This window comes from Streptomyces sp. GQ60 (assembly GCF_059758875.1).
Genome location: NZ_JCAXEG010000001.1, coordinates 163,750 through 181,152, shown reverse-complemented (window position 1 = coordinate 181,152; position 17,403 = coordinate 163,750). Strand labels below are relative to the sequence as shown.

Sequence of the window (17,403 nt, the reverse complement as noted above, 5' to 3'; positions counted from 1 at the left end):
CAGAAGGGGCATAAACACGAAACGCCCCGGCGCAGGCGCCAGGGCGTAGCTCAACCGGAACGAGTTCCGGGAACTTTCCTTGAACACCTGCGCAGGACGTCCGCGGTTAGCGGATCCTTCGGCCACCGCACCCTTGCAGGCACGGCAACGACCAGCGGTCTTTGGCTTCTCGACGAGAGTACGTGAAGGGTGCCCCGCCGAGCAAATCGGTCATCCGAGGGCCCGTACGAGCCCCGCGGGCCCCGTACGCGCCCGCGGGGGCGCCTGGGAGAGCCCGGACGCGAAAGGGCCCCACGCGCCCGGTGAGGGGGCGTGGGGCCCGTTCAGCCAATCAGTGAGCCCGGGGGCTCGGAGCCGTGAGGCTCAGGCCTGATCAGACCGCGGCCGGGTCTTCCTCGACGAGGAGGTTCCGGGTGCGGTTCGAGTCCAGCAGGATGCCGGGACCCATGGTGGTGCTGAGGGCGGCCTTCTTGATGTAGCGGCCCTTCGCGGCGGACGGCTTCAGACGAAGGATCTCGTCCAGGGCCGCGCCGTAGTTCTCGACGAGCTGCTCATCGGAGAAGGAGACCTTGCCGATGATGAAGTGCAGGTTCGAGTGCTTGTCGACGCGGAACTCGATCTTGCCACCCTTGATCTCGGTGACAGCCTTCGCGACGTCCATCGTGACGGTGCCGGTCTTCGGGTTCGGCATCAGGCCACGGGGACCGAGCACGCGGCCGAGGCGGCCGACCTTGCCCATGAGGTCCGGCGTGGCGACAACGGCGTCGAACTCGTTGAGGCGGTTGCCCTTGGCGATCTCGTTGATGAGCTCGTCGTCGCCGACAATGTCGGCGCCGGCGGCTTCCGCGGCCGCAGCACGGTCACCGGTCGCGAAGACCAGGACCCGGGCGGTCTTGCCGGTGCCGTGCGGGAGGTTCACGGTGCCGCGGACCATCTGGTCGGCCTTGCGCGGGTCTACACCCAGGCGGAAGGCGACCTCGACGGTGCCGTCGAACTTGGTCGCGGAGGTCTCCTTGGCGAGACGGACGGCCTCGAGCGGGGCGTACTGCTTCTCCCGGTCGACCTTGGCGTCCGCAGCGCGGAGAGTCTTGCTGCGCTTCACTTCTGCTCCTGTGTTGTGATCAGGCGTGGAGTCGTGGTGCGGACCAGCGCTTGGCCCTACCACTGTGGTGCTGGGGTGGCTGAATCAGCCTTCGACCGTGATGCCCATCGAACGCGCGGTGCCGGCGATGATCTTCTCGGCCGCGTCGATGTCGTTGGCGTTCAGGTCAGGCATCTTGAGCGTGGCGATCTCGCGAACCTGGTCGCGCGTAAGCTTCGCGACCTTCGTCTTGTGCGGCTCGCCAGAGCCCTTCTCCACGCCGGCGCTCTTCAGGATGAGACGCGCGGCCGGCGGGGTCTTGGTGATGAAGGTGAAGGAGCGGTCGTCGTAGACCGTGATCTCCACCGGCACGACCATGCCACGCTGCGACTCGGTCGCGGCGTTGTAGGCCTTGCAGAACTCCATGATGTTGACGCCGTGCTGACCGAGCGCGGGGCCGACCGGCGGTGCCGGGTTGGCCGCGCCGGCCTTGATCTGGAGCTTGATAAGCCCCGTGACCTTCTTCTTCTTGGGAGGCATTGCTCTCTCCGGGTCCTAGTGAGAGTTTTTCGCCGCCAATCCGGTCATCCGGATGGAGGCATACCGCACCACGATAACGGGTATCGGTGCGAGGCTAAAAACCGAGCAGGTCAGACCGCCCGCGAGGGGGCAATCTGACCTGTCCGGAAGCGTGAGTCAGGAGACGTTGATCCGAGCTGGATCAGTTCTTCTGGATCTGGTCGAAGCTGAGCTCGACCGGGGTCTCGCGGCCGAAGATCTCGACGAGACCCTTGACCTTCTTCGAGTCCGGGTTGATCTCGTTGATGGTCGCCTGCAGCGTCGCGAACGGGCCGTCGGTGACGGTGACCGAGTCGCCGACCTCGAAGTCCAGGACCTCGATGGCGCGCTTGACTGCGGGCGCCGGCAGGCCGGCCTCTTCCGCGGCCAGCTTGGCGGCCTTCTCCTGCAGCTCCGGAGCGAGCATCTTGACGATCTCGTCCAGGGTCAGCGGGTACGGGTCGTACGCGTTGCCCACGAAGCCGGTGACGCCCGGGGTGTTGCGGACGACGCCCCAGGACTCGTTCGTCAGATCCATGCGGACGAGAACGTAACCGGGCAGCTTGTTCTGCCGGACGTTCTTGCGCTCGCCGTTCTTGATCTGGACGATCTCTTCCTCGGGCACCTCGGCCTGGTAGATGAAGTCCTCGACGTTGAGCGAGACGGCGCGCTGCTCCAGGTTGGCCTTCACGCGCTTCTCGTAGCCGGCGTAGGTGTGGATGACGTACCACTCGCCGGGCAGGAGGCGCAGCTCTTCGCGCAGGGCCTGGATGGGGTCGACGGGCTCGGCGGGCTCGACGTCGGCGGCATCGATGGCCTCCGCGTCGTCAGCCTCGGCCTCGACGGCGTCGTCGTCGGAAGCCTCGTCGGCCTCGTCCTCGTCGGCATCCTCGGAGTCGTCGGCCTCTTCGGTGGCGTCGTCGTCAGCGTCCTCGGAGTCGGCTTCGGCGTCGACCTCGCCCTCGACGTGCACCGCGGCCTCTTCGGCGGCGACACCCGCCTCGGCGTCGGCGAGCTCGGCCTCGTCCGGGTCCACAGCGTCTGCAGCCTCGACGATGTCGAGCTCGTCCTCGACGGACTCGACGGAGTCGGGGCTCACGTTCAGGTTCGGGTCAGACACGGTGGCTGCTTCTTCCTGGATACAAAAGGTGGTCGAACATGCGAAAACGGGCGGCACCCATCAAGGCGCCGCCCTCCGCGGGGATCAGCCGAAGACGAACTTGATGGCTTCCTGGAACCCATAGTCAATCACGGTCACCAGACCGATCATGATGACGACGAAGACGATCACCACAGAGGTGTACGTCGTCAGCTGGTTGCGAGTGGGCCAAACAACCTTGCGGAGTTCCGCGACGATCTGGCGGTAGAACAGCGCGAGACGACCCAGAGGGCCCTTCTTACCGCGCTTGCCGCCCTTGCGGGCCTTCTTCTCGCGAGTGTCATCCTCGGCGTCAGGCATGTCGATGGAGCCCAGGGCGTCCGTCACGTCTCTCACCTGAATCCGGGTCGTGGCCGTAGCCGCGCCCGGTTGCGCCGCACGGCACTGCATCTAAGTACGTACCTGCGCACACACTTCCGAGATGGAGTGTGGAGCAGGGCCGGAGGGACTCGAACCCCCAACCGCTGGTTTTGGAGACCAGTGCTCTACCAATTGAGCTACGACCCTTTGCGTCCCTCAACCTACCGCATCCAGGCGAGTGCACGGTGTGCTCACGCTCTGCAGCGGCCGACGAGGGCCAACGACGGTTGAGTGTACGTGGTCCGGGCCCTGACGTCGAACAGCACCGACCGGAGAGCCTCCGTCCGGTAACTGAAACGGAGTGCGGCGCTCGTTTCGCGTCTGGGACGATTGGCCGCATGACCTCTGAAACGCCTTCCGCCGAGCGCCGCGTCTCCGCCCGTATCGGTGCCATCTCCGAGTCCGCCACCCTCGCCGTCGACGCCAAGGCCAAGGCCCTCAAGGCCGCCGGGCGTCCGGTGATCGGCTTCGGAGCCGGCGAGCCCGACTTCCCGACCCCGGACTACATCGTCGACGCCGCGGTCGAGGCCTGCCGCAACCCCAAGTACCACCGCTACACGCCGGCCGGCGGTCTGCCCGAGCTGAAGGCCGCCATCGCCGCGAAGACGCTGCGCGACTCCGGCTACGAGGTCGACGCGTCCCAGGTCCTGGTGACCAACGGCGGCAAGCAGGCGATCTACGAGGCGTTCGCGGCCATCCTGGACCCGGGTGACGAGGTCATCGTCCCGGCGCCGTACTGGACCACGTACCCCGAGTCGATCCGTCTCGCGGGCGGCGTCCCGGTCGAGGTCGTCGCCGACGAGACCACCGGCTACCGCGTCTCCGTCGAGCAGCTCGAAGCGGCCCGCACCGAGCGCACGAAGGTCGTCCTCTTCGTCTCCCCGTCGAACCCGACCGGCGCCGTCTACTCCGAGGCCGACGCCGAGGCGATCGGCCGCTGGGCCGTCGAGCACGGCCTGTGGGTCCTGACCGACGAGATCTACGAGCACCTCGTCTACGGCGACGCGAAGTTCGTCTCGCTCCCGGCGATCGTTCCCGAGCTGGCCGACAAGTGCATCGTGGTCAACGGCGTCGCCAAGACGTACGCGATGACCGGCTGGCGGGTGGGCTGGATCGTCGGCCCGAAGGACGTGGTCAAGGCCGCGACCAACCTCCAGTCGCACGCCACCTCCAACGTCTCCAACGTGGCCCAGGTCGCGGCGCTGGCCGCCGTCTCCGGCAACCTGGACGCCGTCCACGAGATGCGCACCGCCTTCGACCGCCGCCGCCAGACGATCGTGCGGATGCTCAACGAGATCGAGGGCGTCTTCTGCCCGACCCCCGAGGGCGCGTTCTACGTCTACCCCGCGGTCAAGGACGTCCTCGGCAAGGAGATCCGCGGCAAGCGCCCGCAGACCTCCGTCGAGCTCGCGGCCCTGATCCTGGACGAGGCCGAGGTCGCGGTCGTCCCCGGGGAGGCCTTCGGCACCCCCGGCTACCTCCGCCTCTCCTACGCCCTGGGTGACGAGGACCTGGTCGAGGGCGTCTCCCGCATCCAGAAGCTCCTCGCGGAGGCCAAGGCCTGAGGCTCGGACGGTTCGGCAGCCAGACCCTGAGCGGCGGTTCCCCTGCGGGGGAGCCGCCGCTCAGGCGTTTCCGACGGCCCCGGATTTACGTTCGGGCAAGGACCCGTTCAGGGAATGGGGCTGCCGATCGGGTGACAAGTACGGCAGGATCAACAAATGGAGCACGTACGCGATCTCACGCTTCTGCCGAAAGCCCACCTCCACCTGCACTTCACCGGCTCGATGCGCCCGTCGACGCTGCTGGAGCTCGCCGACAAGTACGGCGTCCGCCTCCCGGACGCCCTCACCTCCGCCGAGCCACCGAAACTCCGCGCCACCGACGAACGCGGCTGGTTCCGCTTCCAGCGGCTCTACGACGCCGCCCGGTCCTGCCTCCGCGAGCCCGACGACATCCGCCGCCTGGTCCGCGAGGCCGCGGAGGAAGACGTGCGCGACGGCAGCGGCTGGCTGGAGATCCAGGTGGATCCCACCTCCTACGCCCCTCTCCTCGGCGGGATGATCCCGGCCGTCGAGATCATCCTCGACGCCGTGGACGCCGCCTCCCGCGAGACCGGCCTCGGCATGCGCGTCATCATCGCCGCCAACCGCATGAAGCACCCCCTCGACGCCCGCACCCTGGCCCGGCTCGCCGTCCGCTACGCCGACCGCGGCATCGTCGGGTTCGGCCTCTCCAACGACGAGCGCCGGGGCATGGCCCGCGACTTCGACCGGGCCTTCGCCATCGCCCGCGAGGGCGGACTGCTCGCGGCCCCGCACGGCGGCGAACTCACCGGCCCCTCCTCCGTCCGCGACTGCCTCGACGATCTGCACGCCGTCCGCATCGGGCACGGCGTACGGGCGGCCGAGGATCCCCGCCTGCTCAAACGGCTCGCCGACCGGCAGATCACCTGTGAGGTCTGCCCGGCGTCCAACGTCGCCCTCGGGGTGTACGAACGCCACGAGGACGTCCCGCTGCGCACCCTCTTCGAGGCCGGGGTGCCGATGGCCCTGGGTGCGGACGACCCGCTGCTCTTCGGGTCCCGGCTCGCGGCCCAGTACGAGATCGCCCGCCGGCACCACGACTTCACGGACGCGGAGCTCGCCGAGCTGGCCCGCCAGTCGGTGCGCGGCAGCGCCGCGCCCTCCGACGTGCAGGACAAGCTGCTGGCCGGGATCGACCACTGGATCGCCTGGTAGGGGCGGCGTGCGGAGGAGCGGCGGCGTAGGGGACGGCGCGCGTCAGCGCGTGAGCCGCAGGTCGCCCTCGTGGCAGTCGGCCCGGACCCGCGCGCCGTCGGGGAAGCCGATCTCCAGGTGGGTGCGCCCCTGCGCGGGCAGTGCGAACTCGGCGACCGATTCCACGGTCTCGCCGAGGTGGCGCAGGAAGGGGTGGTCTCCGAGGTCCTCGCCGACCTCGATGCGGCCCCACTCCCCCATGTCGTAGGGCTCGTGGGGCGCCTCGGATTCCACCATGAGACAGGCGTCGGACCCGGTGGTGATCCGGGTGGACTCCCCGTCGCTGTCGAGGAGCCAGACGTCGAGGGGCGCCTCGGAGCGTTCGCCGTCGCTGATGTGCCAGGACGCGACGACCCTTCTGATCGTGCGTCCCACCAGCCGGGTGGGGTCCGTACCGGCCCCGTGCAGGGGACAGAGCATGGGCGGGCCGGGACTCCTCAGATGCTGACGCCGACCGTCACCGGCTCGTTGACCAGGGTGACGCCGAAGGCCGCGTGCACGCCCGCAACGACCTCGCGGGCCAGGGCGAGGAGGTCTTCGGTGGTGGCCTCGCCCCGGTTGGTGAGGGCGAGGGTGTGCTTGGTGGAGATCCGGGCCGGGCCGTCGCCGTAGCCCTTGGTGAAGCCGGCCTTGTCGATCAGCCAGGCCGCGCTGGTCTTCGTACGGCCCTCGCCGGCCGGGTACGCGGGCGGGGCGGTCTCGGGGCCGAGCCGCTCCTGGGCGCGGGCGAGGAAGGCGGCGTACGCCTCGTCGCCGAGGATCGGGTTGTGGAAGAAGGAACCGGCCGACCAGGTGTCGTGGTCGGCGGGGTCGAGGACCATGCCCTTGCCGGCGCGCAGCCGCAGGACGGTCTCGCGGGCCTGCGCCGCGGGCACCCGGTCGCCGGCTTCGACACCGAGGGCGCGGGCGGTCTCCGGGTACTTGACCGGCGCGGACAGGCCGCCCGCGTCCTCCAGGGCGAAGCGGACGCGCAGGACGACGTACCGGTCGGGCTGGTGCTTGAAGAGGCTGTCGCGGTACGAGAACGCGCACTCGGCGGCCGAGAGCGTGACCGTTTCCCCGCGCGTGCGGTCGTAGGCGACGACCTCGGTGATCGTGTCGCAGACCTCCTGGCCGTACGCCCCGACGTTCTGGATCGGGGTGGCACCGGCCGAGCCGGGGATTCCGGCGAGGCATTCGATGCCCGCGAGCCCGGCGTCGACGGCGCGGGCGACGGCCTCGCTCCAGTTCTCGCCGGCCGCGAGTTCCAGCCGGGTCCCGTCGAGCGCGAACCCGGTGGTCGCGATCAGCAGGGCGGTGCCGTCGAAGCCCCGGTCGCCGATGACCAGGTTGCTGCCGCCGCCGATGACCAGGAGCGGGGTGCCGCTCTCGTCCGCGGCGCGCACGGTGGCGACGACCTCGGCGTCGGTGGTCGCGGTGACCAGCCGGGCGGCGGGGCCGCCGAGCCGGAAGGTGGTCAGCGGGGCGAGGGGGGCATCGTGGAGTTCCTGCACGTGGACAAGAGTACGGTCCGCGTCCCCCCGACCAGGCGGGGCCACGGACCGTACGCGTCCCGCAGGGCCGTACGGGGCCTCAACGGCCCCTTCGGGCCCACTACGCGAGGGCGACCACCGCGCGCGACATCCCCAGCACCTTCTGCCCGGCGCTCATGGCCGTCAGGTCGACCCGCACCCGGTTGTCGTCCAGCTTCGCCGCGACCTTGGCCGTGACCTCGATCAGCGCGCCCCGGCCGTCGTTCGGAACGACGACCGGCTTCGTGAACCGCACTCCGTACTCGACGACGGCACCCGGGTCGCCGACCCAGTCGGTCACCACGCGGATCGCCTCGGCCATGGTGAACATGCCGTGCGCGATCACGTCGGGCAGTCCGACCTCGGTGGCGAACTTCTCGTTCCAGTGGATCGGGTTGAAGTCGCCCGACGCACCCGCGTACCGCACCAGCGTCGCCCGCGTGACGGGGAAGGACGCCGCAGGCAGCTCGGTGCCGACCTCGACGTCGTCGTACTGGATCTGGGCAGCCATGTCAGGCCTCCTCGGGGGCGCGGGAGACGAGCTTCGTCAGGGCGGTCACCACGTGCTCGCCGGACTCGTCGTGGACCTCACCGCGGATGTCGATGACGTCGTTGCCGGCGAGCGACTTGATGGCCTCGATGGTCGAGGTGACCGTCAGCCGGTCACCGGCCCGCACGGGACGGGTGTACGCGAACTTCTGGTCGCCGTGCACGACGCGGCTGTAGTCCAGACCCAGCTGCGGGTCGTCGACGACCTGACTGGCGGCCGCGAATGTGATGGCAAACACAAAGGTCGGCGGGGCGATCACGTCTTGGTGACCGAACGCCTTGGCTGCTTCGGGATCCGTGTACACCGGATTGGCGTCACCCACGGCGACCGCGAACTCGCGGATCTTCTCCCGGCCGACCTCGTACGGATCGGTGGGCGGGTAGCTCCGCCCCACGAAGGACTGGTCGAGCGCCATGACTCCCTACCTCCTTGTTGAAACGATCTGTCGAAACGACATAAGGCCGCCCCCCAAATGAAGGGGGCGACCTCATGACTGTGCCTGTTGAACGAGACTTCGCTAAGTGCTAGCGGGTCTCGCGGTGCGCGGTGTGCGAGTTGCAACGCGGGCAGTGCTTCTTCATCTCAAGACGGTCCGGGTTGTTACGCCGGTTCTTCTTGGTGATGTAGTTCCGCTCCTTGCACTCCACGCAGGCCAGCGTGATCTTCGGGCGGACGTCGGTGGCAGCCACGTGAGTGCTCCTTGACGGACATTAGGGACGGATGAACGCATAAAAGAGTAGCCGATCGGGAGACCGACCCCGCAATCGGCTACTGTGTGTAGCGGCGACCGGACTTGAACCGGTGACACAGCGATTATGAGCCGCTTGCTCTACCGACTGAGCTACGCCGCTTTGATGAGATCCGCTCCCCACCCGAGGGTGGGGAACCTCTCTCACCAGAGCCCCAATGCGGAATCGAACCGCAGACCTTCTCCTTACCATGGAGACGCTCTACCGACTGAGCTATTGGGGCGAGCGAGGAAGACATTACACGGTCGCCCGCCGATCGCCCAAATCCTTTGCGGGGCCTGGCCTCGGAGCACCACCGCCGCCTTTCTTGATCCGTGCGAAACGCGTCGCCGGACCCCACTCGGGTCACTTTTCACCCCGAAAAGTGTCGGGCATCACAGCGGCGATCACCCCAGTCCCACTCTGAGTCACCACGAAATCCCGCCGACCGGGCCGGATGTCCGGTCCGGGCCCCACGAACGGGACGAGCCCGAGGGGCGGAGACCCCGACAGGCAGCCCCCGGACGGCCGCCGAGGGCGGACACAGCCGCGAGGACCGGCGGACGGCACGGGGCCGGGCCAGGGGGGGACGGGGCCGGCGGGGCCAGGGGGCAGGCCGGGGGCCGGGGCCGGCGGGGCGGGCGCCAGGTCCGCTGCTGATCCGCGCGGAAGGCCGTGGGGTCCGCCGGGGGGGCGGGGACCCCTGGTCGGCGGCGGGGTTTGCGCCCGCGGGCCGGCCCCCGAGGGCTCGCGGTCGCGATCCGCTCAGACGCACCCGCGCGCGGGGCAGGGCCCGGCCGAACCCGGAGGGCGGGACGAGTGCGGGCTCCGCTTCGGAGCGGGGCGGGAGCCGGTTCTCGGAGCCCGCACCGGGAGGCGGGCCCCGGGCCCGGCTCGCGGGGGTGGGAGTCCCGGGTCGGGCGCCGGGTCGGGCGCCGGGTCGGGCCGACCTTGCCCCCGGGGCACCCTCCCGGTCGGGATCCGCCCAGACGCACCGGTACGACTATTGCCCTCTTCCGCGAAGCGAGCACCCCTGGCCCCTAGGCTCTGAGCACGCTGCGTGATCTTGGGCCGCGGGCCGCGGCCACGGCCCCAGGAACCGCCCGAGCCCCCGCAGGAGCGCGATGTCCGACAGCCAGCCGCAGCAGCCGTCCCACTCCCGGCGCAACCGCCCCGGCAGCGGCCAGGGGCAGGGGCACGGGCACGGCCCCGAGGGCACCCAGGGAGGCCCGGGGTCGGCGGCCCCCGAGTCCGTCACCCTGCTCCTCTCCGGCGCCCGCCTCACCGACGGCCGCGCCGTCGACGTGCGCCTCGGCGGCGGCCGGATCCAGGCCGTCGGCACGGCCGGCAGCCTGCCCGCCGCCTCGGGCGCCCGCGTCGACCTCACCGGCTACCTGCTGCTCCCGGCGCCCGCCGAGCCGCACTCCCACGGGGACACCGCCCTGACCGCGGACAGCAAGGGCCCGGTCTCCTACTCCCCCGACGAGGTGCAGCGCCGCGCCACCGAGGCGGCCCTGCTCCAGCTCGGGCACGGCGCCACCGCCGTCCGGTCCCACGTGCGCATCGGCGACGTTCACGGTCTCGGTCCCCTGGAAGCCGTGCTCCAGGCCCGCCGCTCCCTGCGCGGGCTCACCGACCTCACCGCCGTCGCCGTTCCCCGCCTGCTCACCGGGGTGGCCGGGGCCGACGGGCTCGCCATGCTGCGGGACGCCGTCAAGATGGGCGCCTCCGTGATCGGCGGCTGCCCCGACCTCGACCCCGACCCCACCGGGTTCCTCGAAGCCGTCCTGGAGCTCGCTTCCGAGCACGGCTGCCCCGTCGACCTGCACACCGACGGTGACGACCCCGCCCGCCTGTCCCGGCTCGCGGCCATGGCCGGCGGGCTGCGGCCCGGGGTCTCCATCGGGCCCTGCGGCGGTCTGTCCCGGCTACCGCTCGACGCGGCGACCCGGGCCGCCGACCAGCTGGCGGCCGCCGGCGTACGGGTGACCTGCCTCCCCCAGGGCGACTGCGCGGCCCTGGAACGGCGGGGCCTGCGCACCGCCCCCGTACGGCTGCTGCGCGCCGCGGGGGTCCGTGTGGCGGCCGGCAGCGGGGCCCTGCGCGACGCGGGCAATCCGGTCGGGCGCGGGGACCCGCTCGAAGCCGCGTACCTCCTGGCCTCCCAGGGCGGGCTGCGCGCCACCGAGGCCTACCACTCCGTCGCCGGCGCGGCCCGCGAGGCGATGGGCCTGCCCGAGGTCCGGGTGGAGGCCGGCTTCCCGGCGGAGCTGCTCGCCGTGCGCGGAGACCGGATGGCGAGCGTGCTGTCCCTCGCGTACAGCCGGATCGTGATCCACCGCGGGCGGGTGGTAGCCCGGACGAGTGCCGTACGGGAGTACTGCGACTCGGCCGTCGCGGTGGCCCTGGACCTGCCCCGGCAGGGCCGTACGGAGCCCGGTCCCTGAGGGTTCGCCGCACGTTCCCGGGCGCGGGCGCCCGGCACGTCGTACGGTCGTGGCATGCGCATCGTCATCGCGGGTGGACACGGTCAGATCGCGCTGCGGCTGGAGCGCCTGCTCGCCGCGCGCGGGTACGAGGTCGCGGGCATCATCCGCGATCCGGCACAGGGCGACGACCTCAGAGAGGCGGGCGCCGAACCGGTGCTGTGCGATCTGGAATCGGCGTCGGTCGAGCACGTGGCGGGCATCCTGCAGGGCGCGGACGCCGCGGTGTTCGCGGCGGGCGCGGGTCCCGGCAGCGGGGCCGGACGCAAGGACACCGTGGACCGGGGCGCGGCGGTGCTGTTCGCGGACGCCGCCGAACGGGCCCGCGTACGCCGTTTCCTGATGGTCTCTTCCCTGGGCGCGGACCCCCGCCGTGAGGGCGACGAGGTCTTCGACGCCTACCTCCGCGCCAAGGGCGAGGCCGACGAGCACGTCCGCACCCGTCTGGGCCTGGAGTGGACGATCCTGCGCCCGGGCTCGCTGATCGACGACGCGGGTACCGGCCTGGTCCGTCTGGAGGTGCGGACGGGCAGCGGGCCGGTCCCCCGCGACGACGTGGCGGCGGTGCTCGCCGAGCTGATCGAGACGCCCGCGACGGCGGGCCTGACCCTGGAGCTGATCGCCGGCTCGACCCCGGTCCCGGTGGCGGTCAAGGACGTGGCGGGCAACTAGCCCCGCCCCGGCCGGACGGAAGCCCGGCCGGCCGGAACTGGCGGTCGGGGGCCGGTCGGCCCGATACCAGTCGGCCCGATACCAGTCGGCCGGTCAGAAATCGGCGGTCAGCCGGTCGTCGGACCGCCCGACCGAATCCTGATGGAACCGCTTCTCGTACGCCTCCCGGATCCGCTCGATGCGCGCGCCGCGCTCTCCGGCCTCCTTCTCCGGGTACAGCAGCACCACCTCGTACGAGATCTCACGGATGACCCTCCCGTCCCGCTGCCACTGGCCGCGCCCGCCCTGGAGGGTCAGCCCCTCGGGGAAGGCCGGGGTGATCTCCTTTTCGAGGAACCCCATGAACTCCCGCTCCCCGACCGGCGGACGGCCGTCCGGCCGTTCCGTGCCGAAGTAGAGCCGGGTCTCTTGGTAGGGATGCCCCACATCGCTGTTCAGCGCCGCTCCGACCAGAGCCGGGATGCCCGCTCCGAGCAGGGTGAGGAGAACCCCGCCGCCGACCTTGCCACGCATGTCAGAAGTCCATTTCACGCCGGATGAACGACCGGAGCCCCGCATCGGTACGCCCGATCCGCCCTATGGGCTCACCCCGCGCTCGTGGCATCGCCGTCCCGCCCCTCACGCCGTCTCCAGCCTGCGGCGCCACCACGGATCACCCGGCGGGGCGTACGGATCGTTGAGCGTCCGGGCGAGGAACCTCGCGTCGAGCGGGGCGAGCACGGCCCGCAACTCCCGCGCGGCGCGGCGCGGCAGGGACTGGCAGAAGACCTCCAGGGCCTCCCGGTGGTCGACGCCCCAGACGGGTTGGCAGCAGGGGTAGTCGTCGTACCAACTCGGATAGATGATCCACGAGCGTCCGCGCCCGTACACCGTCGCGCGCCAGGCGGACAGCGCGCGATGGGCCGCGCCCGGCTCGTACCGGTGGCGTTCGACGCGGGCGATCTCCGCAAGGGTGCGGGAGGAGACGCCCGGAACGACGGCTCGGTCGTCCACTCGGGACGTCCGGCGTGGCAGGTCCGCCCGGACCTGCGAGGGCGCCTTACGCGCCATGGCCCTTTCGGCCGCTGATACTGATGCTGATCACGTGGACAGCATGCGTCTAGAACAGCTTCGCCGCCCAACGGTTTTCCGCGGGGTGCGAGGTGTGGGGTGCGAGGTGTGGGGTGTACGAGAAAACCCCCGTCCATTGCGTTTCTGCAATGAACGAGGGTTTCACTCGCGTGGCGGCGCCAGGGTTCGAACCTGGGTAGGCTGAGCCGGCAGATTTACAGTCTGCTCCCTTTGGCCACTCGGGCACACCGCCATGATCGCTGCCATCTTTCCGCCTTGCGGCGGCGCTCCGTGGCAACGACGTAAACGATACCCGATGACCGGGGGTGCTTCGCCACCGGATTGATCAGCACCGCACGTGGGCGCGGTGGCTAGGCTTTGCGGAGCGGTCCGGGGATGTCCGGCCGTGCCCTCCGGGGCCGTCACTACCGACTTCAAGGAGCCACAGCACATGGCCGACTCCAGTTTCGACATCGTCTCGAAGGTCGAGCGGCAGGAGGTCGACAACGCCCTCAACCAGTCCGCCAAGGAGCTCTCGCAGCGCTACGACTTCAAGGGCACCGGCGCCACGATCGCCTGGTCCGGCGAGAAGATCCTGATGGAGGCGAACTCCGAGGAGCGCGTCAAGGCCGTCCTGGACGTCTTCGAGACCAAGCTGGTCAAGCGCGGGATCTCCCTCAAGGCGCTCGACGCCGGTGAGCCGCAGCTGTCCGGCAAGGAGTACAAGATCTTCGCCACGATCGAAGAGGGCATCTCCCAGGAGAACGCCAAGAAGGTCGCGAAGATCATCCGCGACGAGGGCCCCAAGGGCGTCAAGGCACAGGTCCAGGGTGAGGAGCTGCGCGTCAGCTCCAAGAGCCGCGACGACCTCCAGGAAGTCCAGGCCCTCCTCAAGGGCAAGGACCTGGACTTCGCGATCCAGTTCGTGAACTACCGCTGATCACCGGCTTCGGCCTCGGTTCAGCCCGCACGCCGGCCCGGCGGTCCTTCGAGGACCGCCGGGCCGCGGCGGTTCTGGCGCCGGTGTCTGCGGCGGGGGCGCCGCGGGCCGTGTCGTGGGACCGGCGCTCGGCCGGGTGTGTGCCGGGCGTGAACGGCGTACGCGCCCGTGGCCCCCTCCGTGTGCACTTGGGCGGCGAGGAGTGCGCCCACCAGGGTGAGGGGTGTCCGTCACCGCCTCGACAGGGGGTTCCCGCATGCCTGGGGCCGGCACGTTACGTGAAGACTTCGGGGCGTCCGTGGTGGTCGCCCTGGTCGCACTACCGCTCTGCGTCGGGGTGGCCGTCGCCTCCGGGGTGCCGGCCGAGCTGGGGATCCTCACCGGGGTGGTGGGCGGGCTGGTCACCGGCTGGTTCCGGGGCAGTTCCCTCCAGGTGAGCGGCCCGGCCGCCGGGCTCACGGTGCTCGTCTACGAGGCCGTGCGGACGTACGGACTGCCCGCACTCGGCGTACTCGTCCTGGCCGCCGGCCTGGTGCAGCTGGGCATGGGCGCCCTGCGGCTCGGGCGGTGGTTCCGGGCGATCTCCGTGGCGGTCGTGCACGGGATGCTGGCCGGCATCGGGCTGGTGCTGATCGCCGGTCAGCTCTACGCCCTGGCCGATGTACGGGCCCCGGCGCGGACCCTGGAGAAGCTGGCCGGGACGCTGGAACTCGGCGGACGCGCCGACTGGACCGCCGTGGCACTCGGGGCCGGAACCGTCGCGGTCCTGGTGGCCTGGCGGCGGATGCCCGACCGGCTGCGGCTCGTGCCGGGGGCGCTCGTCGGGGTCGCGGCCGCGACCGCCGCGGCCGTGCTGCTGCGGCTGCCCGTGGAGCGGGTCCGGGTCACGGGCGTCCTGGCGGCCGTGACGCCGCCCGGATGGGATGACTTCGGAGTGCTGGCCTCCGTGGGGGCCGTCGGGACCGTGGTCGCGCTCGCGCTGATCGCATCCGCCGAGACGCTGTTCAGCGCGGCCGCCGTGGACCGCATGCACGACGGGGACCGGACCGACTACGACCGCGAACTGGTCGCCCAGGGCGTCGGCAACACCGTCTGCGGACTGCTCGGAGCACTGCCGATGACCGCCGTCATCGTCCGCAGCGCCGCCAACGTCGAGGCCGGCGCCCGCACTCGGGCCTCACGCATCCTCCACGGCGGCTGGCTCCTGCTGTTCGCGGTGGCCGTCCCCGGGCTGCTGGAGTCCGTCCCGCTCGCCGCCCTGGCCGGAGTGCTGCTGCACGCCGGCTGGAAGCTGCTGCCGGTGCGGGCGGTGGCCGCCCTGTGGCGGTCGCACCGGGGCGAGGCGGTCGTCCTGGTGGCGACGGCCTCGGCGATCGTGGCCACGAACCTCTTCGAGGGGGTGCTCGCCGGGCTGGGGCTCGCCGTCGCCAAGGCGGCCTGGGAGACCTCCCACGTCCACATCGAGCCGGTGTGGGAGGGCGGGGAACTGCGCGTGCGGATCCTGGGCAACGCCAGCTTCCTGCGGCTGCCCAAACTGCTCGACGAGCTGGACGCACTGCCCCGCGGCGGCCCCGTCCGCCTCGACCTGAGCGGGCTGCGCCACCTCGACCACGCCTGCCTGACCGCGCTGGACGGCTGGGAGCGCGGCCGCACGCCGGTCCCCGGCAGGGAGGGCGTCACCAAGCCCAGGTAGCCTCCGCCCGTGAACGCCTTGAACCATGAGATGAAGCGAACCCTGGGCGTCTTCGACGCGGTCGTCGTGGGGCTCGGCGCGATGATCGGCGCCGGGATCTTCGCCGCGCTGGCCCCGGCGGCTCGTGCGGCCGACGGAGCGCTCCTCGCGGCGCTCGCGCTCGCGGCCCTGGTGGCGTACTGCAACGCGCACTCCTCGGCACGGCTGGCCGCCCGCTATCCCTCCTCGGGCGGCACCTACGTGTACGGGCGCGAACGGCTCGGCCCCTTCTGGGGCTATCTGGCCGGCTGGGGCTTCGTCGTCGGCAAGACGGCCTCCTGCGCGGCGATGGCCCTCACGGTCGGGGCCTACGCGTGGCCCGGGCAGCAGCACGCGGTGGCCGTGGCGGCGGTGGTGGCGCTGACCTCCGCGAGCTACGGCGGGGTGCAGAAGTCCGCCCGGATCGCCCGGGTGATCGTGGCGGTGGTGCTGGCCGTCCTGGCCGGGGTCGTCGTGGCCTGCCTGTCCTCCGACGCGGCGGACGCCGGCCGTCTCGGCGGCTCGGACTGGGCCGCCGCCGGGCTGCTCCAGGGTGCCGGGCTGCTATTCTTCGCTTTCGCGGGCTACGCCCGGATCACCACCCTGGGCGAGGAGGTGCGTGACCCGGAGCGCACGATCCCGCGGGCGGTTCCCCTCGCCCTGGGGATCGCCCTGCTCGTCTACGCCGCGGTCTCGGTGGCGGCGCTGTCGGTGCTCGGAGCCGACGGACTGGGGCGGTCGGCGGCTCCGCTGGCCGATGCCGTGCGCGCGGCCGGCTGGCCCGGGCTGACTCCCGTCGTCCGGGTGGGCGCGGCCCTGGCGGCGCTGGGCTCGCTGCTGGCGCTCGTGCTCGGGGTGTCGCGGACCACCCTGGCGATGGCGCGGGACGGCCATCTCCCGCGCGCGCTGGCCGCCGTACATCCCCGGCATCAGGTGCCGCACCACGCCGAGCTCGCCGTGGGCGCGGTGGTGGCGGTGCTCGCGGCCACCACCGATCTGCGGGGCGCGATCGGCTTCTCCTCCTTCGGCGTGCTCGCCTATTACGCGATCGCGAACGCCTCCGCGTGGACTCTCGATTCAGGTGTCAAGGACCGGGCCGTGGCAGCGGTCGGGCTGTCCGGCTGCGTGGTGCTGGCCTGCGCGCTGCCCGCCGCGTCGGCGGTCACGGGGGCTTCCGTACTGGCCTTGGGCGCGCTGGCCTACGGCGTGCGCAGGCGGCTCACACCCGGGCTCTGAAGTCCGCCCAGGGAATCAGCTCCACGTCCCACTCCTCCCCCGCGCCCGATTCCTCGCTGAACCAGGCGCTGCCGTCGAGCCAGCCGCGCAGCCAGTCGGCGAGCGTGGGCGCTTCGAGGAACCAGGCGAGGTCGGGACCGCCCGAGTTCGGTTCGAACAGCAGGACTTGGGCGGTTGCCGAGCGGCAGTCCACACAGGCGCGCAGGCCGCATCCGAAGTCGGCTATGGGCAGGACGCCCTCGGGCCAGCGCCAGGCCGACGCGCGCATCGCGGCGTATTCGGCGACGGCGCGCTCCAGGGGCAGCAGGCCGTACTCGGGGCCGAAGCCGCCGTCCGCGACACGGGTGTGGAGGGCCGCCAGGAGGGGCGGCAGGGCGAAGCCCAGGGCGGCCTCGGTCCGGTGCAGGTCCGCGGCGGCCAGGGGCGCCGGAAGGGGCGCGGTCGAGGTGCCGGCGGCCCCGCACCGCCCCTGGTGGGCGCCGCGTGCGCGGCCGGCGACTTGCTTCAGCAACTGCTCGGTATCATCCATGCACACAGAGTGACAGCCGCCACTGACAATCGCTCTGACCTGGGATTTCAGC

At 71.4% G+C, this 17,403-nt stretch carries 19 protein-coding genes and 4 tRNA genes; 7 read left to right on the top strand and 16 right to left on the bottom strand.

Annotation, left to right across the window (positions count from 1 at the left end; genetic code table 11):
* Positions 1-373: 373 nt before the first annotated feature.
* The 5 genes from rplA to AC6CKD_RS00920 form a co-directional block, all read right to left on the bottom strand.
* Positions 374-1,102 (bottom strand): 50S ribosomal protein L1, encoded by a 729-nt coding sequence (gene rplA / locus AC6CKD_RS00940; RefSeq protein WP_498324559.1) that lies wholly within the window; start codon positions 1,100-1,102, stop codon positions 374-376.
* Between the two features lie 84 nt (positions 1,103-1,186).
* Entirely contained in the window at positions 1,187-1,621 is a 435-nt protein-coding gene (rplK, locus tag AC6CKD_RS00935) for a 50S ribosomal protein L11 (protein ID WP_266880601.1), read from the bottom strand.
* A 181-nt stretch (positions 1,622-1,802) separates the two neighbouring features.
* A complete protein-coding gene (gene nusG / locus AC6CKD_RS00930) occupies positions 1,803-2,759 on the bottom strand; it encodes a transcription termination/antitermination protein NusG (protein ID WP_498324558.1) in 957 nt (318 codons plus the stop codon).
* Positions 2,760-2,843: 84 nt separating this feature from the next.
* The gene (secE, locus tag AC6CKD_RS00925) at positions 2,844-3,125 is read right to left on the bottom strand and encodes a preprotein translocase subunit SecE (RefSeq protein WP_243333337.1); all 282 of its coding nucleotides are present in this window, start codon (positions 3,123-3,125) and stop codon (positions 2,844-2,846) included.
* 107 nt (positions 3,126-3,232) lie between these two features.
* Positions 3,233-3,305 (bottom strand) — tRNA-Trp (locus AC6CKD_RS00920).
* Positions 3,306-3,496: 191 nt separating this feature from the next.
* Between AC6CKD_RS00920 and AC6CKD_RS00915 the strand changes: the two genes are divergently transcribed.
* Positions 3,497-4,723: a pyridoxal phosphate-dependent aminotransferase gene (locus AC6CKD_RS00915; protein ID WP_498324557.1), complete on the top strand. Its 1,227-nt coding sequence runs from the start codon at positions 3,497-3,499 to the stop codon at positions 4,721-4,723.
* A gap of 156 nt (positions 4,724-4,879) precedes the next feature.
* Positions 4,880-5,899, top strand: coding sequence for an adenosine deaminase (locus AC6CKD_RS00910; protein WP_498324556.1), 1,020 nt, complete (start codon positions 4,880-4,882; stop codon positions 5,897-5,899).
* A gap of 42 nt (positions 5,900-5,941) precedes the next feature.
* Here the strand turns inward: AC6CKD_RS00910 and AC6CKD_RS00905 are convergent, their stop codons facing one another.
* From AC6CKD_RS00905 to AC6CKD_RS00875, 7 genes are all read right to left on the bottom strand, one after another.
* Positions 5,942-6,358 (bottom strand): hypothetical protein, encoded by a 417-nt coding sequence (locus AC6CKD_RS00905; protein ID WP_478687882.1) that lies wholly within the window; start codon positions 6,356-6,358, stop codon positions 5,942-5,944.
* A 17-nt stretch (positions 6,359-6,375) separates the two neighbouring features.
* Positions 6,376-7,431: a UDP-N-acetylmuramate dehydrogenase gene (locus AC6CKD_RS00900; protein WP_498324555.1), complete on the bottom strand. Its 1,056-nt coding sequence runs from the start codon at positions 7,429-7,431 to the stop codon at positions 6,376-6,378.
* Positions 7,432-7,531: 100 nt separating this feature from the next.
* Positions 7,532-7,960: a MaoC family dehydratase gene (locus AC6CKD_RS00895; RefSeq protein WP_498324554.1), complete on the bottom strand. Its 429-nt coding sequence runs from the start codon at positions 7,958-7,960 to the stop codon at positions 7,532-7,534.
* 1 nt (position 7,961) lies between these two features.
* Positions 7,962-8,414 (bottom strand): FAS1-like dehydratase domain-containing protein, encoded by a 453-nt coding sequence (locus tag AC6CKD_RS00890; protein ID WP_498324553.1) that lies wholly within the window; start codon positions 8,412-8,414, stop codon positions 7,962-7,964.
* A gap of 109 nt (positions 8,415-8,523) precedes the next feature.
* Positions 8,524-8,688 carry a 50S ribosomal protein L33 gene (rpmG, locus tag AC6CKD_RS00885; RefSeq protein WP_003956487.1) on the bottom strand — a complete coding sequence of 55 codons (165 nt, stop codon included), beginning with the start codon at positions 8,686-8,688 and terminating at the stop codon, positions 8,524-8,526.
* Between the two features lie 89 nt (positions 8,689-8,777).
* Positions 8,778-8,850 (bottom strand) — tRNA-Met (locus AC6CKD_RS00880).
* A gap of 48 nt (positions 8,851-8,898) precedes the next feature.
* A tRNA-Thr gene (locus AC6CKD_RS00875) sits at positions 8,899-8,971 on the bottom strand.
* Between the two features lie 880 nt (positions 8,972-9,851).
* Here AC6CKD_RS00875 and AC6CKD_RS00870 point away from each other — a divergent pair.
* Both AC6CKD_RS00870 and AC6CKD_RS00865 read left to right on the top strand, forming a co-directional pair.
* Positions 9,852-11,174 carry an amidohydrolase family protein gene (locus tag AC6CKD_RS00870; RefSeq protein WP_498324552.1) on the top strand — a complete coding sequence of 441 codons (1,323 nt, stop codon included), beginning with the start codon at positions 9,852-9,854 and terminating at the stop codon, positions 11,172-11,174.
* Positions 11,175-11,228: 54 nt separating this feature from the next.
* Positions 11,229-11,885 (top strand): SDR family oxidoreductase, encoded by a 657-nt coding sequence (locus AC6CKD_RS00865; RefSeq protein ID WP_498324551.1) that lies wholly within the window; start codon positions 11,229-11,231, stop codon positions 11,883-11,885.
* Between the two features lie 93 nt (positions 11,886-11,978).
* Here AC6CKD_RS00865 and AC6CKD_RS00860 read toward each other — a convergent pair whose 3' ends face one another.
* The 3 genes from AC6CKD_RS00860 to AC6CKD_RS00850 all read right to left on the bottom strand — a co-directional run bounded on the left by AC6CKD_RS00860 (position 11,979) and on the right by AC6CKD_RS00850 (position 13,188).
* Entirely contained in the window at positions 11,979-12,398 is a 420-nt protein-coding gene (locus AC6CKD_RS00860; protein WP_498324550.1) for a DUF3574 domain-containing protein, read from the bottom strand.
* A 105-nt stretch (positions 12,399-12,503) separates the two neighbouring features.
* Positions 12,504-12,878 carry a hypothetical protein gene (locus AC6CKD_RS00855; RefSeq protein WP_498324549.1) on the bottom strand — a complete coding sequence of 125 codons (375 nt, stop codon included), beginning with the start codon at positions 12,876-12,878 and terminating at the stop codon, positions 12,504-12,506.
* A gap of 228 nt (positions 12,879-13,106) precedes the next feature.
* A tRNA-Tyr gene (locus AC6CKD_RS00850) sits at positions 13,107-13,188 on the bottom strand.
* Between the two features lie 198 nt (positions 13,189-13,386).
* On the opposite strand from AC6CKD_RS00850, the gene AC6CKD_RS00845 reads away from it, so the two are divergent.
* The 3 genes from AC6CKD_RS00845 (at position 13,387) to AC6CKD_RS00835 (ending at position 16,822) form a co-directional block, all read left to right on the top strand.
* On the top strand, positions 13,387-13,875 hold the full coding sequence (locus AC6CKD_RS00845) for a YajQ family cyclic di-GMP-binding protein (RefSeq protein WP_243333311.1): 489 nt from the start codon (positions 13,387-13,389) through the stop codon (positions 13,873-13,875).
* Positions 13,876-14,131: 256 nt separating this feature from the next.
* Positions 14,132-15,568 carry a SulP family inorganic anion transporter gene (locus AC6CKD_RS00840; protein ID WP_498324548.1) on the top strand — a complete coding sequence of 479 codons (1,437 nt, stop codon included), beginning with the start codon at positions 14,132-14,134 and terminating at the stop codon, positions 15,566-15,568.
* A gap of 30 nt (positions 15,569-15,598) precedes the next feature.
* On the top strand, positions 15,599-16,822 hold the full coding sequence (locus tag AC6CKD_RS00835; RefSeq protein WP_498325385.1) for an APC family permease: 1,224 nt from the start codon (positions 15,599-15,601) through the stop codon (positions 16,820-16,822).
* On the opposite strand, the gene AC6CKD_RS00830 is transcribed toward AC6CKD_RS00835, so the two are convergent.
* Entirely contained in the window at positions 16,806-17,351 is a 546-nt protein-coding gene (locus AC6CKD_RS00830) for an SMI1/KNR4 family protein (protein ID WP_498324547.1), read from the bottom strand. The genes AC6CKD_RS00835 and AC6CKD_RS00830 overlap by 17 nt on opposite strands.
* Between the last annotated feature and the right edge of the window lie 52 nt (positions 17,352-17,403).